Origin of the sequence: Ascidiimonas meishanensis, from assembly GCF_037782385.1 — a bacterium.
GTDB lineage: Bacteria > Bacteroidota > Bacteroidia > Flavobacteriales > Flavobacteriaceae > Ascidiimonas > Ascidiimonas meishanensis.
The window spans coordinates 18,984-34,312 of the sequence record NZ_JBBEXD010000006.1; the positions used below are offsets into that span (position 1 = coordinate 18,984).

Annotated in this window: 12 protein-coding genes; 5 read left to right on the forward strand and 7 right to left on the reverse strand. The window is 33.6% G+C overall.

What is annotated here, in order from left to right:
- Positions 1-43: 43 nt before the first annotated feature.
- From modA to WBG07_RS12280, 3 genes are read left to right on the forward strand one after another with little or no spacing between them, the layout of a single operon-like run.
- Entirely contained in the window at positions 44-853 is an 810-nt protein-coding gene (modA, locus tag WBG07_RS12270; RefSeq protein ID WP_340201708.1) for a molybdate ABC transporter substrate-binding protein, read from the forward strand.
- The gene (gene modB / locus WBG07_RS12275; RefSeq protein ID WP_340201709.1) at positions 850-1,524 is read left to right on the forward strand and encodes a molybdate ABC transporter permease subunit; all 675 of its coding nucleotides are present in this window, start codon (positions 850-852) and stop codon (positions 1,522-1,524) included. The genes modA and modB overlap by 4 nt, the downstream gene beginning before the upstream one ends.
- On the forward strand, positions 1,521-2,393 hold the full coding sequence (locus tag WBG07_RS12280; protein WP_340201710.1) for an ATP-binding cassette domain-containing protein: 873 nt from the start codon (positions 1,521-1,523) through the stop codon (positions 2,391-2,393). Before modB ends, WBG07_RS12280 begins: the two co-directional genes overlap by 4 nt.
- 49 nt (positions 2,394-2,442) lie before the next feature.
- On the opposite strand, the gene WBG07_RS12285 is transcribed toward WBG07_RS12280, so the two are convergent.
- Together WBG07_RS12285 and WBG07_RS12290 are read right to left on the reverse strand one after the other, a co-directional pair.
- Entirely contained in the window at positions 2,443-3,984 is a 1,542-nt protein-coding gene (locus tag WBG07_RS12285) for a coiled-coil domain-containing protein (RefSeq protein WP_340201711.1), read from the reverse strand.
- 380 nt (positions 3,985-4,364) lie between these two features.
- Positions 4,365-4,811 (reverse strand): hypothetical protein, encoded by a 447-nt coding sequence (locus tag WBG07_RS12290; RefSeq protein WP_340201713.1) that lies wholly within the window; start codon positions 4,809-4,811, stop codon positions 4,365-4,367.
- Positions 4,812-5,018: 207 nt separating this feature from the next.
- On the opposite strand from WBG07_RS12290, the gene trxB reads away from it, so the two are divergent.
- Both trxB and WBG07_RS12300 read left to right on the forward strand, forming a co-directional pair.
- Positions 5,019-5,987, forward strand: a complete 969-nt coding sequence (gene trxB, locus WBG07_RS12295) for a thioredoxin-disulfide reductase (protein WP_340201715.1) — start codon at positions 5,019-5,021, stop codon at positions 5,985-5,987.
- 555 nt (positions 5,988-6,542) lie between these two features.
- Positions 6,543-8,840 (forward strand): tetratricopeptide repeat-containing hybrid sensor histidine kinase/response regulator, encoded by a 2,298-nt coding sequence (locus WBG07_RS12300; protein WP_340201717.1) that lies wholly within the window; start codon positions 6,543-6,545, stop codon positions 8,838-8,840.
- Positions 8,841-9,154: 314 nt separating this feature from the next.
- Here WBG07_RS12300 and WBG07_RS12305 read toward each other — a convergent pair whose 3' ends face one another.
- The 5 genes from WBG07_RS12305 to WBG07_RS12325 all read right to left on the reverse strand — a co-directional run bounded on the left by WBG07_RS12305 (position 9,155) and on the right by WBG07_RS12325 (position 15,227).
- Positions 9,155-10,438, reverse strand: a complete 1,284-nt coding sequence (locus tag WBG07_RS12305; protein ID WP_340201718.1) for a M20 metallopeptidase family protein — start codon at positions 10,436-10,438, stop codon at positions 9,155-9,157.
- A gap of 292 nt (positions 10,439-10,730) precedes the next feature.
- On the reverse strand, positions 10,731-11,894 hold the full coding sequence (locus WBG07_RS12310; RefSeq protein WP_340201719.1) for a cyanophycinase: 1,164 nt from the start codon (positions 11,892-11,894) through the stop codon (positions 10,731-10,733).
- Positions 11,895-11,905: 11 nt separating this feature from the next.
- On the reverse strand, positions 11,906-12,469 hold the full coding sequence (locus WBG07_RS12315; protein WP_340201720.1) for a hypothetical protein: 564 nt from the start codon (positions 12,467-12,469) through the stop codon (positions 11,906-11,908).
- 702 nt (positions 12,470-13,171) lie between these two features.
- A complete protein-coding gene (locus WBG07_RS12320) occupies positions 13,172-14,503 on the reverse strand; it encodes a hypothetical protein (protein ID WP_340201722.1) in 1,332 nt (443 codons plus the stop codon).
- A gap of 406 nt (positions 14,504-14,909) precedes the next feature.
- The gene (locus tag WBG07_RS12325; protein WP_340201724.1) at positions 14,910-15,227 is read right to left on the reverse strand and encodes a hypothetical protein; all 318 of its coding nucleotides are present in this window, start codon (positions 15,225-15,227) and stop codon (positions 14,910-14,912) included.
- Between the last annotated feature and the right edge of the window lie 102 nt (positions 15,228-15,329).

Below are 15,329 nucleotides of genomic sequence, written 5' to 3' on the forward strand. Positions count from 1 at the left end.
CAGAATTATTAAAGGAGCTTTAAATGGTTTTTAGCAGAGTAGGATGAAGATATTTCAAATAATTAGGCAGTTGTTTTTATGCAGGCAATCTAAGGTCTTTGCTTTACTATTCACGCTAAGCTTGGTTTCTGGATGCAGCAAACCTAAAACAGAAACCATTACCATTGCTGCTGCCTCTAGTATGCAATTTGCCTTAGAAGAACTGATTGCTGCCTTTAAAGATAAAACAGGTATTTCTTGTGAGGTGGTTAATGGTGCCTCCGGTATGCTCACCTCACAAATAGCCGCGGGTGCTCCCTATACTATTTTCATGTCTGCAGATTTGCAATACCCTCATTATTTAGCTAAAAACGGATATACCACCAGCGAACCTGTAATTTATGGATATGGTGAATTAATTTTATGGTCTGTAAAAGAGACTATTAAACCAGATATTCTTCTAGCCACCCAAAATAAAATAACACATATCGCTATCGCTAACCCAGAAACCGCTCCTTATGGAAAAGCGGCCAAAGAAGCATTAGAATATTACGGATTGTTTGAGGCTGTTAAAGACAAATTGGTCTACGGCGAAAATATCTCTCAAACCAATCAATTTATTGCTTCACAAGCCGTTGAATATGGTTTTACGGCAAAATCAGTAGTCTTGTCTTCTAGTTTAAAAAATAAAGGGATTTGGGAAGCAATAGATAGCACAGCGTATTTACCTATAGCACAAGGGATGGTAGTACTTAAGAGCAACAAACAACAGCATAAAAAAGCCTTGGCCTTCAAAACGTTTTTGTTTAGTACAGAGGGAAGACGTATTTTAGAGAAATACGGATATAGAACACCAAATAAAAATCCATTATGAGTTTCTGGGACCCGCTATGGCTTACCTTCAAATTGGCATTAGTTACCACCATCATTTTGCTAGTGATTTCCATTCCTTTTGCCTGGTGGCTCTCTACTACCAAATGGAAAATAAAACCACTTATAGAAGCCTTGGTAAGTATGCCTTTAGTATTGCCACCTACCGTTTTAGGATTTTATTTATTGATCGCATTGAGTCCAAATAGTACTTTAGGCAATTTACTCTTGCAATGGTTTGATGTACGGCTGGTGTTTTCATTTCCTGGTTTGGTATTTGCATCTTTAATCTACAGTCTGCCTTTTATGGTACAACCACTCTATGCAGGCTTTAAAAAAATTCCGCCACAACTCAAAGAAGCTTCCTATATGCTGGGAAAATCAAGTACCACCACCTTATTTAAAGTGTTATTGCCAAATATGAAAGCATCTGTATTGACGGGTATTGTACTTTGTTTTGCGCATACAGTTGGAGAATTTGGTGTTGTCTTAATGATAGGCGGAAACATTCCTGGGAAGACGCGTGTAGCATCTATTGCTATTTATGACTTGGTAGAGCGAATGGATTATGAGGCTGCCGGAACGTTATCGTTTATTTTAGTAGTCACTACCTTTACCATATTGGTATGCTTGTATTTTTTTAATGGCGGATATTCTAAAAGTACCATTCCATGATTCAAATAGCACTGCATAAAAAATTACGGGCGCCGCAAGGTGAGATGCGTCTTTCTATTACAGAAGCGGTAGCATTTGGAGAATTTATTGCTATTAATGGGCCTTCCGGTGCAGGAAAAACTACTTTTTTACGCTTGCTCTCTGGACTTATGAAGCCAGATAACGGAAGCATACAAATAGGTGACGCGATCTGGTTTGATGCTGCACAAAAGAAACATATAAAACCTCAAAAAAGAGAAATCGGATTTGTATTTCAGGATTTTGCTCTTTTTCCAAACATGACGGTGCGACAAAATCTAACCTACGCCCTAAAAAAAGGAGAAAAGCAAGGCAGGGTAGAAGAGTTGATGCATTTAATGGAATTAGGAAAGTTAGGAGAGAGCATGCCAAACACTTTATCTGGCGGACAAAAACAACGGGTGGCATTGGCCAGGGCTTTGGTAAGAGCTCCCAAATTACTACTTCTAGACGAACCACTCTCTGCTTTAGACCCAGAGATGCGAATAAAGCTACAGCATTATTTAGCATTGATTCATAAACAATTTAAGATGACCATTTTTATGGTGAGTCATGATGTGCAGGAAGTGGCCAACTTGGCTACCCAGTTATGGGAACTTAAAGAGGGAAAAGTATTTAGAAAAAATTGCATTGATAAAAGAGGTGCTGGTAAAAAAGGAGGACAAAAAGTTATTCTAAATGGTATTATTAGATCTATTGAAACAAAGGGAAACCAACAATATATAACTTTACAAGGCAAAGAAGGTGTTGAAACCTTACAGTTTGATAAAGGCACAATCACTGATTGTACGGTGGGCGATAATCTCCAAATAGGTATAACAAATGCTACAGATGAAACGCCTATAGTGTAATAGTTAAGATTTAATCTGTTGTAAGCTTCTTAGATTGCAACCAAATAAATTATTGCCTTCTTTTACCTTTACTAGGTTTTTTTCTGGCTGGATTATTATTTCTAGTTGCAAGATTATTTTTTATCCTTTTTCCAATATTCATTGCAGAAATCATTTTCTTGAATTTACCATTGGTACTCTCCGTTGTATTGGTAACCGAGGTATTCTCTTGATCTTGATTTGTTTGTACATTATTTGTACTGGCTTCTGTATTGGGCATTCCGGTAGTTATTGAAGAAGCAGGGGTTACTGAATCTTCTAGCTTTTGAATAAGAGCAGCAACATCTTTTTCAATATTTTGAAGAATTTGATCACTATTTTGCATACTGTAAAGAGCATTCAACGCTTCTAGCGATTTCTCAATTTCACCACTTAATAGGCTAATTTCGCTCGGTTGAGACTCAGTTTGATCTTGATTTTGTTCCGAATTTTGTGATTCTGACTGGTCTTTAGTTTGAGAGCCTTCCTGTTCATTAACTTCTGTATTGCTGGCAGCAGGCACACTGGGCTCTTGTATTTCCTTTATATCTATGGGGGTTTGAGTAGGTTCCACCATTTCGGTATCTAAAGTTCTTGTGCTTGCAGCTACGGCAGCGTTCAATGTTTCATCAGGTTCTTGTATGACACTTGTTTCTTCTAATTTATCTGCATTAGCTTCATTTTGTAGAGGTTCTACAACTTCCGCACTACTAGTGCTACCATCAGTTGCTGTTAATGACGGAATGGAGCCTATACTTTCTTCTTCTATCTGATCTATATTTGGAGGTTCTGGAGTCTCCATATAGGCAGTTCCCATGGCTACCGAAGGAATGGCTTCTACACTTAGGTCTGATATGATACTTTCTTCTTCTGCCTGTCCTGTACCCACAGATAGATCCTCACTAGTTTCTTCTGTCACCCTTCCTGATTGTAAATCGGTTCTTATAAAATCAAGATTTTGCAACTCATTGGTAACGTTTTGAAGATTTGTTTGGGTAATTTCAATATTTTCAATGAGAGCTTCTCGGGTATATAAGATTTCTTGAATCAGGTCTTCTGGAGTGTTTTCTTGATCTAGAAGGCTATTTAATAATTGATCAACTTCTTCAATTTGAGAATTAATTTTAGCCAGATTTACCTGCTGTTCTTCCAGTTCTTTCGTGAGTTCCTGATTGATGCTAAGAGTGGCGAACTCGCCTTTATTTTGTGTAGGATCGGTTGATTGATTTTCACCTTGGTCTACAAGAGATGCTATTTCAACATTCAGTAGGGTAAGTTCGTTTTTAGTTTCCTGAATTTGTTTATTCTCTAATTTAAATTCTTCGGTTAGCGCTATGTTTTTTGCTATTTTTTCTTGTATGCCCTGTTCAAGAGTTTCAAGGTCACCTTCACTAAGGTTTTCATTTTCACCCAGATCTACAAGTTCTTTTATTTCTTGGCGAAGCTCAACCAGTTCCTTTTCTGTTTGTTGAATTGCGACACTTTGAACTTCAAAACTTTCAGTAAGAGCAATATTCCTTTCCATTTTTTCCTGTAAGCTTTGCTCTTGATTATATTGACTATTTTCTGGCATGATCTCTAAATTAATAGGTTTTCAATCTTTAATTAATACGATGTTATATATAGGTGTAGTAAAAACCTGTAAATACCCCCAATTGAATGATATATATTTAACGTATTTGTATAGATTACAAATGGTCATTACGCAATAATTAAAAATTAGAGTCAGATGGATTGACTCTCAATATTCTATCCTAATAGAGAAATAAAGACTTGGAAGCTATTAGTGTATTCTAAAAAGAAATTAAATTTTCCAAAGTGCAATTACAAAAAAGTAAAACTGGGAAAGGATTTGAAAGTATGGAGCTCCAACTATAATTTAAAGTTTTCTTAGAGTATATTCCCACTTAAAAAGCTTTGGAAGAGGAGTTAGCATCTCCAAAAAACAAAGGTTTAATCAATCCGCTTATAATTTTCAGAAATCAATGGGTTTCCATCATTATCTGTAGTAATTTGTGAATAAGAATCTTTGTTTACCTTCAATTTAAAACTAAATACCCGCATGGTATCTACTATTTTCATCATAGATTCAGAGCCATACTCTAAGGTTTCTACAAGAGTAGTGTCCGTCGTAGTATAAGAGCCATAGGCAAACCATTCTACTGAATCTTTAGGTACATAACGCGTCCACATCACCTTACCCTTGTAAAACATTTTAATTTGCCGGTAACCGTCTGTATTATCAATAGTATCTATAACACTCACGCCATTATAGGTATATTGATTTACCAGTTCCCAGGTACCTTCAATAGTATGATGTTTGGTGTTTATGTTAGAGGATGAAATGCTCATCATACCTCCGGTGAGCAAGCATACTGCGAAATAGATATATAGTTTCATAGAAGTGGTTTTATGTTAGTTTATTGATTTTCAAAAAGATGATCCTTTTAAATTTACGAAATTTTTTGGTATTTCTTGATAAGATATTAGGTGTGCTTTCAAAATGATTATCCGTTCTTATACCATCATAATAACTTTTGATAATTTCTGGCGAAGCTTTTCTTCAAAAATCCTACTTTTGCAGTATACTTTAAGAAGAATAGAATTATGGCAGATACAATAGAAAGAATAAAGTGTTTGATTATAGGTTCAGGTCCTGCGGGCTATACCGCAGCCATCTATGCTGCCCGTGCAGATATGCATCCAATAATGTATACGGGGATGGAACCAGGCGGACAATTGACTACTACCACTGAAGTAGATAACTTTCCAGGCTATCCAGAGGGGATAGACGGTCCTACTATGATGGTACAGTTACAACAACAAGCAGAACGTTTTGGCACAGAAGTACGAATAGGCATGGTAACAGAGGTAAACTTAAGTGACGAACCTGGAGCTTGGCATAAAGTAACCGTAGATAGTAAGAAGCAAGTAGAAGCACATACCATTATTATAGCTACCGGAGCCACGGCTAAATATTTAGGAATTCCTAGTGAACAGAAATTAAGAGGTGGAGGTGTATCTGCCTGTGCCGTTTGTGACGGATTCTTCTACAAAGGGCAAGATGTAGCTATTGTAGGGGGAGGAGATACGGCAGCAGAAGAAGCTACCTATTTATCTAATATTTGTAACAAAGTAACCATGTTAGTGCGTAAAGGCGAGATGCGAGCTTCTAAAGCCATGCAACACCGTGTAAATAATACCAAGAATCTGGAAGTACGTTATTTTACAGAGGTAGATGAGGTACTTGGTGAGCAAGTAGTAGAAGGATTACGTATGGTAAACAACCAGACGGGAGAAAAAGAAGAGATTGCAATTACCGGATTATTTATTGCCATAGGTCACAAACCCAATACAGAGATTTTTAAAGGTCAGTTAGATATGGATGAAACAGGCTATATTATTACCCATGGTAAAACCACTGCTACTAATAAACCTGGTGTTTTTGCCAGTGGAGATGTACAAGATAAAGACTACCGTCAAGCAGTTACGGCTGCTGGGACTGGTTGCATGGCAGCCTTAGATGCAGAACGATATCTTGCCACTGTAGAATCTGAAGAAGAAGTAGCGAGTTAACACTTATTCAATTAAAATATACCAAAAGCCATTCCTTTTCAAGAATGGCTTTTTGATTTTATGAGCATAGGCTACGCCGGGAAACGAAGCCCTCAAACAAACTGCAAGTTCTTTTTGTACGTGTAAATCAGATACCATAGCTTACAGGAAACTTTTGTGTAAAGTATTTTCTATGTTACAAGTGATGGGGTTTTGAGCACGTTTGTAGTAAAATAAAGGAAATTTTTGGGTTTAATAATCAGTAAATTACTTCTGTCGTAAATAGCTTATGCATGCTAAGGCAATTTGAAGTTTATAAATCAGTATACAGTTATAGGTCAAATAACCAAAAAGCAGTTTACACGAAGACGCCACAACGTACAATTAAAATAGTTAGATTGATCAGAAATAGCTTGATGAAACACCAAATTATTAGCGAGGTTTTGTGTTCTGGAGCAGCTGCGTTTTCTTTAAGATTTTCACCAATAAACTTTAATTACAGTGAGTATTAGCTAACTATAAACATTATTTGCAAAATAATATTTATATTGAAGTCCCAAATTTTTTAGATCTGCTATGAAACTTCTAAACAAAACGTTGGTACTAATAACTTGTTTTATCACTTTATGTTCTTACAGTCAAAAGGAGAACATAGCTATTGATCCTGTTCCTAGTCCTTTTACTTCTATCTTAGAAAAATTACCTAAAATATCCAAAGATTCTACGGAAGCTGAGATAACCACGCATGTGGAGGCTATGTTAGAATGGATGACAGAAGAACATTATAAGTCCAGTTTTGCTCCCATCCTAATTTATGCAGAAAAAGGATTGGCACTCTCTAAAAGGAGTGGTAATAATAACCACATTCATGATACTAGAACCATTATAGGGAATACATTAATACGCATAAATGACTCCATAGGGGCTAAAAAGTTGTTTTTGAAATCATTAGAAGAAGCTAAAAGAGTGAATGATAGCTCTATTATTTTAAGAACTAAAGGGAATCTTGCCAACATCTATTATTTTGTGGAGGGGTATAAGAGTAGGGCTATAAAACTATATCTTGAGAGTGTAGAAATAGCAGAACAACTAAAAGATACAACCAGATTATTTGTAATACATCATAATTTATCTAGAGTTTTTAATGAGACTGAAAAACCAGAGCGAAGTGCCTATCATATAGAAAAAACAGAATTCTACCTAAATCTTATAGGGAGTCCGCCCCATTTTAAGGCAAGTCATCTCCACAATATTGGTAGAAGGCTTCTTCTGTTAAATAAACCAGATGAAGCTATTGAGAATTTTAAACAAACTATAGCCCTTACTAAACCTTCCGAATATGAAGAGGCACTAATTGAAGGATACGTAGGCTATAAAGATGCTTTGTTGATGAAAGAAGACTATAAGGGCGCTTATGAAATAGATAAAAAACTGAAAGCCTACGAAGAGAAAAAGGATAAAGATGAAGCTAAAAATATCATAGAATCTGTAAGTGCAAAGCTTAATGCAGAACGTTATAAAGACCAGATTAAATCTAAAGAGCTAGAAAAAGAATTGTTAGAGAATCAGGCTCAAAGGAATACCCTATTACTTTTTGTGATCTTAGCCGTGTTAATTTGTATATGTATCATCTTTGCACTCACCTATTTATCTAATATAAGACGTAAGCAATTAATAAGAGATTTAAAAGATAAAAATGTAAAGTACTTAGAGGCCAAAAGGCAAAGTGATGAACTTACTAAAGCAAAAGCAAAATTCTTTGCAACGGTAAGCCATGAGCTAAGAACACCACTCTATGGTGTAGTAGGTTTAAGCTCTATTTTATTAGAAAATAACGACTTAAAGAAACACGAAAAAGATCTAAAATCGTTAAAGTTTTCTGCAAACTATTTGTTAGCATTAGTTAACGACTTATTGCATATTAATAAAATTGAAAACAATAGTTTTCCTGATGAGGAATCTACGTTTGATATAAAAGAACTATCAGATACCATTGTATCCTCATTTGAGTATGTAAAGTTACAACATGAAAATGAAGTTAGTATCAGAATTGCTAAAGATGTACCTATATTGTTACATGGAAATTCTACTAGATTATCTCAAATTTTAATGAATCTCATTGGAAATGCATGTAAGTTTACCGAAAAAGGCGAAATTATACTGGAGATCAAGAAGTTGGAACAATCTTCTAAAAGTATTAAAATTCAATTTCGAATCAGCGATACAGGGCCTGGGATCGAAAAAAATAAGTTAGATCAGATTTTTGATGAGTTTACACAAATAGATTCTATGTCTTCCAAATATCAAGGTACTGGTTTAGGCCTACCAATTGTAAAAAAATTAGTAGAGCAGGCGGGAGGTATAATTGAGGTAGAGAGTGAACTAGGAAAGGGAACTGTATTTGATTTTGTGCTAGATTTTGCCATTTCTAAAGAGTTGGAAAGTGAAAACCCAACCCCCATTTTAAATTTCAAAGAGCTAGCCAAAAAGAAAATATTAATTGTAGAAGATAATAGAATAAATCAATCTGTTACCAAGAGAATTCTTGAAAATGAGGGTGTGTTATGTGAAGTTGCTCAAAATGGAGAAGAAGCAATACATTTTGTAAAGGAAAAAAAGTTTGATTTAGTTTTAATGGACATTAATATGCCAGTTAAAAACGGAATTGAAGCAACTACAGAGATACGGGCGTTTAATAGGGTTATTCCCATTATTGCTTTAACAGCAGTAGAGGTGGAACAACAAAAATATCAAATCTTTAATTGTGGGATGAATGATATTATTCTCAAGCCCTATGATATGGATAAGTTTAAGAAAACCATTGTAGCCAATTTATCTGTAAATGAAATAGGGGTGAAGAAAGCTTTTAGTTGAATGAATCAATAAGCAATCAAAGTTCAGTTTTTAGTATTTATCTTAAGTTAGACTTATCCTTACTTAATCGGTGGCATCATCTTAAACATTTATGTATACTCATGGTAAATGGGCTACCCTGACCATTTTCCAACTGCAATCAAATACTTCAAACATAAAAAAATAAATCTTTTACTTTTTGTAGAAATCTATACGTAAGGGCCTTGAATTTATGGATACCAACACTACTACCCAAGCAGAGAAAATTGCTTCAAAGCGGTTTAAATAGGTTTCTCCTACCTAAATCAGAGACTTATATAATGGTTACGAGTGCTTTATTTACTATTAGTTCTTTCCAAAATCAATGATGAAAAAGACTTCACACCAACTTTTATACAGGTTTCGTCAACACTAAAATTTGGGGCGTGATTCATCGCATTAATTCCTTTTTCAAGATTTGAACCTCCCAACAAAAAATATACTCCAGGTACTTTTTCTTGAAAGTAAAAGAAGTCGTCATTGAAATATGGGATCTGACCATAATTTTTAACAACTGAGTTACTGCCGTAAAGAGCTGTTAGCGTATTTATTGCATTTTCTGTTACTAGTTGGTCATTTAATACGGTTGGGTTTTCTTGAATAAATGATGCCGAGATGAATGTATCTTTGTACTCGGATGTGCGAATGATCTGCTCAATTTTTGGTAAAATAGTAGGTAAATTTAACTTATGGGTTTCATAGAGATAAGCTCTTATAAAAAGTTGATTGTTGTTTTCTTCCACCATGAAATTTTCCTCCATAAAAAGATAATCTTTAAAAATGGTATCTGGATTAATCAATCCGATGATAGTATCAAATGCCTTTGGAATTTCCCAAGGATTGGCTCCTTCTTTTTTTCGGAGCATTTTACTTCTTATGTGATTGTAAAGAATTCCTGCATCTTCTTTTGAAAATTTATCCGTGAACTTAAGCTGTATTCCTTTTTGATAGGCATATAGTTCGTTGGGTTTAACCATTATCTGCCCCACGGGCAATGCAGTTACGTGTAACGCATATATTTCATCTAGATTCATTGCTGAAAATACACGGCTATTCACCATATTTTTGGCACCAACAAAGGTTTCCTCTTCGGGTTGAAATATAAAATATATGGTACCTTTAATGGATTCTTTATTTTTAGATAGTACTTCCGCTATTCCAAGTGCAATTGCCATATGAACATCATGCCCACAGCCGTGTTGTATGCCTTTACTTTTGGATTTATAGGGTACTTCGTCAGGAAAATCATGGGGCAGCGCATCCATATCTGCTCGCCAAGCGATGTTTTTCCCTTCTTTTCCACCTTTTAGAATTCCAACGACCCCATAGCCTGCAACATCGGTTTTAACTTCCAATCCTAAATTCAATAAATAATCAGCAATGATTCTGGAAGTTCTTTTTTCATTTCCAGCCAATTCAGGATATTTGTGTAAATCTCTTCTAATTTCCACTAACCTATCAAATATTTCGTTGGTCTGTTTTTCAATTTTTTGGTGCACGTTTTTTTGCTTAAATGATTTACAAGAGATGAGCATGCTAAGCAGTAAAAATGAGCATATAAGGTGTGTTGTTAATTTCATAGGTTGTTGTTTGGTCTATTTAACGTCAGTTCTATGTAAACAAGAATTAAAATTGAGTTCTAAATTGTCTTTTCTTTTGGTTTCCCCACGCAGCCTAACTGCTTCACTAAAAACAGCTACTAGCTGTTTTCTTTACGTTTGCCCCTAGACAAGTAAAATGAACGTAAATAGGTTATGCACAATATTTTTAATAATTCAAAGGTCCTATTAAAATATAAAACTGAAATTAGATCAAACTTACGTTATTTAATTACGTACGTAGTTATCCATAGCTATGCTTTAATAAGAAGTTCTATTGTTTAATCCATTTTGTTATGCCATATTGAAATTGAAAAAATGTAAAAGCATCTATAATGCCATTTTTATTTTTCTCAAAATGATAGGATGAAATACTATTGGGTCTAAAAAATGTCGTCAAATAATGGTATTCAACTTTATATTTGGCATTATTCCAGGATTGTTGAAAATACAGTTCGTTGTTTTCAAAAGTCACTGTTATTCTTAAATCTTGACCATACTCTAAGCCTTCAGTTTGTTGATATGTTCCGGTGATGTTTTTAAGCATTTCCTTCTTGTATGATGCTTTTGTTCTATCTGTATTATGAATAAATTTTCTTTTGGTCAGGTCGTATTCGTAACCTTGTACCAACGTATAAAATTGTGTATCGTCTTTTTCTAATTGATATACGGTATCTCTTTCTTCAGACCATCTTGTGCCATCATAAATGGTAACATAACTTTTACCTATCACTCTAAATTTATTTTCATTGAGAATAATTCCAGTATTTTCATCAATTCCAATCCCCAAAACATCTGGTTTTTTATTTTTTAATTCAAACATATCAAATTGTCTATTTCTAGCGATATGATGTTGGTCTATGGCGAAATTATTGATAAATCCAAATCCGTTTTGATAATCACCTAGGATAACGGTTGAGGTATTTGAATCACCTCTCACAAGAATATCTCCCATGATAGAGGCACCAGCCGAAGTACCAGCAATAACTTTATCTTGATTCAATAGGGTTTTTAGAGAGCCTTGAATTTTTGTGCCGTTATAAGCTTTGGCCAAACGCCACTGTCTGCCACCAGTTATCCAAACTCCATCAGCAGATAACAGTATGGCATTTAAAGAATCACTATTGGCAACCTTGGGTTCTCTAGTATGAACAATCTTAATATTACGAAAACCAATAGCTGTGAATGGTTTTTTCAAAAAGTTAAGATCCGTTTCAGAGTCCATATATTTATCTTCCATCGCTGTTGGAATGATCACAATATTGCTTTCAATGCCACCTACAAGCCCTGCAAATTCTGAAATAAAGAAGTCGTTGGTACAGTCACCTCCCATAATAAGCATTGTACCTTTGGTAGTCATTGCGCTGTTATTTTGAGAAAATAGTAGTGCGGGCGCTAGTACAGTGATTACGAATACTACGAAATGGACAAATTTCATTTTTTTGGTTGTTAAAATCGATATCCAATTCTTAAATGTAAATTGACAACAACATCGCTTTGGTTTAGTAAAATAACATTGTCTTCCTTAAAGTAATGAACATAACCAATTCCAATTCCAGTCTCATATGTAAAATGAGTTCCTATATTTCTTCTAATTCCCCATGTTGGTATTATAGAAATATCACTTATAAAATTAATGTTATTCTGATTAGAAATAACAAACCAATCTGGATGGTATGTTGTTTTTAAGGAAATGAAATTTCCACTATTTCCATCGATTCGTCTTGATTTCTTTTCTCTTTTATTCAAATTGTAATACCAACGAGGTTCTAATGTGATCGTGGGAATAAGAATTAGGCCATCAATATCATTAACATCACTTCCGAAAATTCCAGTATCAAGTCCAAGTTCAGTTCTTAAAGCAATTTGATTTGATAACTTTGATTCGTTATGCCCCCAAACACCTAAAAAACCAGTTTGTATTCCGTAAGTTGACTTCTCTACACTTGCGTTCTGTGATTTTGCAATTAAAGTGAGTCCGCAAAATATTAAGGTCAATAGAATTCTTTTCATTTAGATTGGTTTTTTAGCGTAAAATATTTCAGGAGTTTATCAAGAACTATGGGATTTCGCAAATGTCACCAGCGAGCTGTTTGTATCAAAATCACCAAAAATCTGGAGTAAAAATACGTATTTCAATATTTATATATAGGCAAAAGTTAATTTTCTATGATTCTTTAGAGGTAAGCTTTTCTATGCGCAGGGCAAGCCTAAAAACAAGGTAAAAAATGGGGTGGGAAGGTGGCTTAACGACGCCAAAGTCCACTTTTATTTTTAATCTGAAAAAGTGCGGGGTTTCAAAAATTTTTAACGGAAAACGCCTGCTACACTGCGGAAAAGAAAAAAACCATAGAAAAAGTAGTTCTTTTTACATCAAACTCAGGTTATTTATGTATATAATGCTATACCGTATTTAAATCTCTTAAATATTTGATATGCCAAGCTTAAGTGGACTATTTGTGAATATTTGGATTCCCTTGACAGTACAGATGGAAATAAAATGAATTATTTCCTTACTTTAAACATATGCAATAGGCTTGTTATCGCAAACATTTATACAAAAATGTAAAAGCGGTACTCGTCAAAATAGTCGTAAAACGTATCGTTTTTTATCAATCACATATTAGGAGTAGGAGCAAATTATATAGTGTTGAAAAATTATTTTTTTTAAAAATGAGACTAGTTATTATCATTGGTATTCTTTGCTGTAACTAGTTATTTGTTAATAAACTTTTCTTTTAAATATAATTGTAATAGTTCTTTAAGTGGTTCAATATATTCCTTATCCATGAAGAAATACCCTAATTTATCTCCGGACAATTTTTCAATAATAATTTTTGTTTGGTGTAAGGTCACCGTTTTAACCTCCTCGTACAATAAATAGTTTGTGGTAAGTTTAAGGAATTGTGTAATAGAATTTGTTTTTAACATTTCTTCCCCTAGTTGTCTTATTTCTCCTCTGTTGAAAAAGAAATTTTCAGAAACATAATCAGTTTCTCCAATCATCTTATTGCCCCCTGGAACGGGTATTTGTACTAGAAGTAATCTATAATTGGTTAATAACAATGAGTTTTCTGAAAATTTCACTTTTCCTTTTCCTAAAATTGATACCCCTCTAGCTTTAAATAGGTCTTTAAAACCTGTTGCAGTTTCGATGATTCCAAAAACAGCTCCGGCAATTTCCTCATCCTGATAATTTTCTATTTTACGATGTACATTGTAAGGATCTATTTGATAATTTTCTGTTTTACCTTGAATGGCATTAGAAGAATCTATTACTTTATTATGAAACTGGATACTTTTTATTCTTTTTAATTCTATGATAGATAATAGAACCATTAATAGCATAAATCCTCCAACTATAAATGAAAACCAAAACGGGAATCCACTCAAAAATACCAACCATAAGATTATGCTTACTGAAGGTATAAATTTTATAAGTTTAAGCTTTTTTTCTATTAGGATATATTCCTGATTAATTTGTGCAAAATTGTTACTTTCTTTTAGGTTACTAATCCAATAGTATCTAATTAGTTTTGTCATAAATTCAAATACCCTATAAATAACAAAGACAAAAAATATAAACTTGAATGCCCCTTTTGTTATAAATAGAAGAGATGGGTTTTGAGCAGCAAAATTTGAAATTTCTGATGAAAAAAAAACAAAAATTATAGTAATACTAATACTATTAGCAATCACACCAAAAAATGATTTAATAAATTCCCAATATTCATTGGTTATTAATAAGTTTCTGTAACCTTTTCCATCATCTTGAATATTTATTGTTTTAATTGATTTTAAGGCTTTAATTTTAATGTAGATTGCAATTAAATTTATGAAAATCTCGGTTCCTATTAATACTGTTACAATTATTGACGGAGTTTTTAAATAATGGATGAGATAAAATCCAAGGATAATTAAAAGAAATATATGCTTAATTGGAACCTTTAAGCTAAGTCCTTGTTTGATTAATATTTTCTTTTTTTCCAGATCTGAAAGGGTTGAGTTTTTGTCATACGGATTTGGAATTAGTTTTGAAATAGACATGTAATAGATTTCAATATATAAAGTTAATAAAGGTCATTTTTAAGACGACCCTACTTTATAAGTTACGGGTTTTTAATGGTATATAAAGGGTGTCTGGCTCAAAGTTACAAATACTAAAAATAAAATAAGTATTTAGATATTTAAATATATAAGAGTTAATTCTGAGCTATATAACTTTAAGAAATGCATCAAAGCAAATTAATAAGATAAGCTAAGAAAAGTGTAATGGCTTTCTAAAAAGAAGAAGTGTATGTTTTTGGCACTAACTATAATATTCAGGTGTTAAAGATGCTCCTTGGTTGAATGTGTTGCTTTCATGGGTATTTAATTAAGATTTGAGAATTGTAAGTAACGGGGCTATTAAAAATGGATACTACTCTCAAAGTATTTTCTTAAACTTTAAAACCTATTCGCCTTGTCCGTTTTCAAGATTGGTAGATAGATAAAATTCAACTATGGTGAATAGCACAAAGAGCACAAGGTATACCATGAATAGGAGCCTTTGTTTTTTCTTTAGATAGATGGTTCTTATAAACAAAAGCGCAAATAGAAAATTAAAGACTAAAAATGATGGATATAAGATTCTTTTATAAAATCTGTCGTATTCCGTAAGATGCCCATCTGGGAAGCCTAAGGTTGCATAGGTATAGTAGGCAGACAGCCCAAGAATAAGGATGAGAAATATGCCAATTATGGCAAAGGTATGTTTAGTTATATTTTTCATTCTTTTATGGAGAATTTGATGTAACTTCTAAAAATAAATTTTTTACGTAAAATACCTTTTATACCTCGGAAAAAGAATAAATTCCTAGATAAACTAATTTTT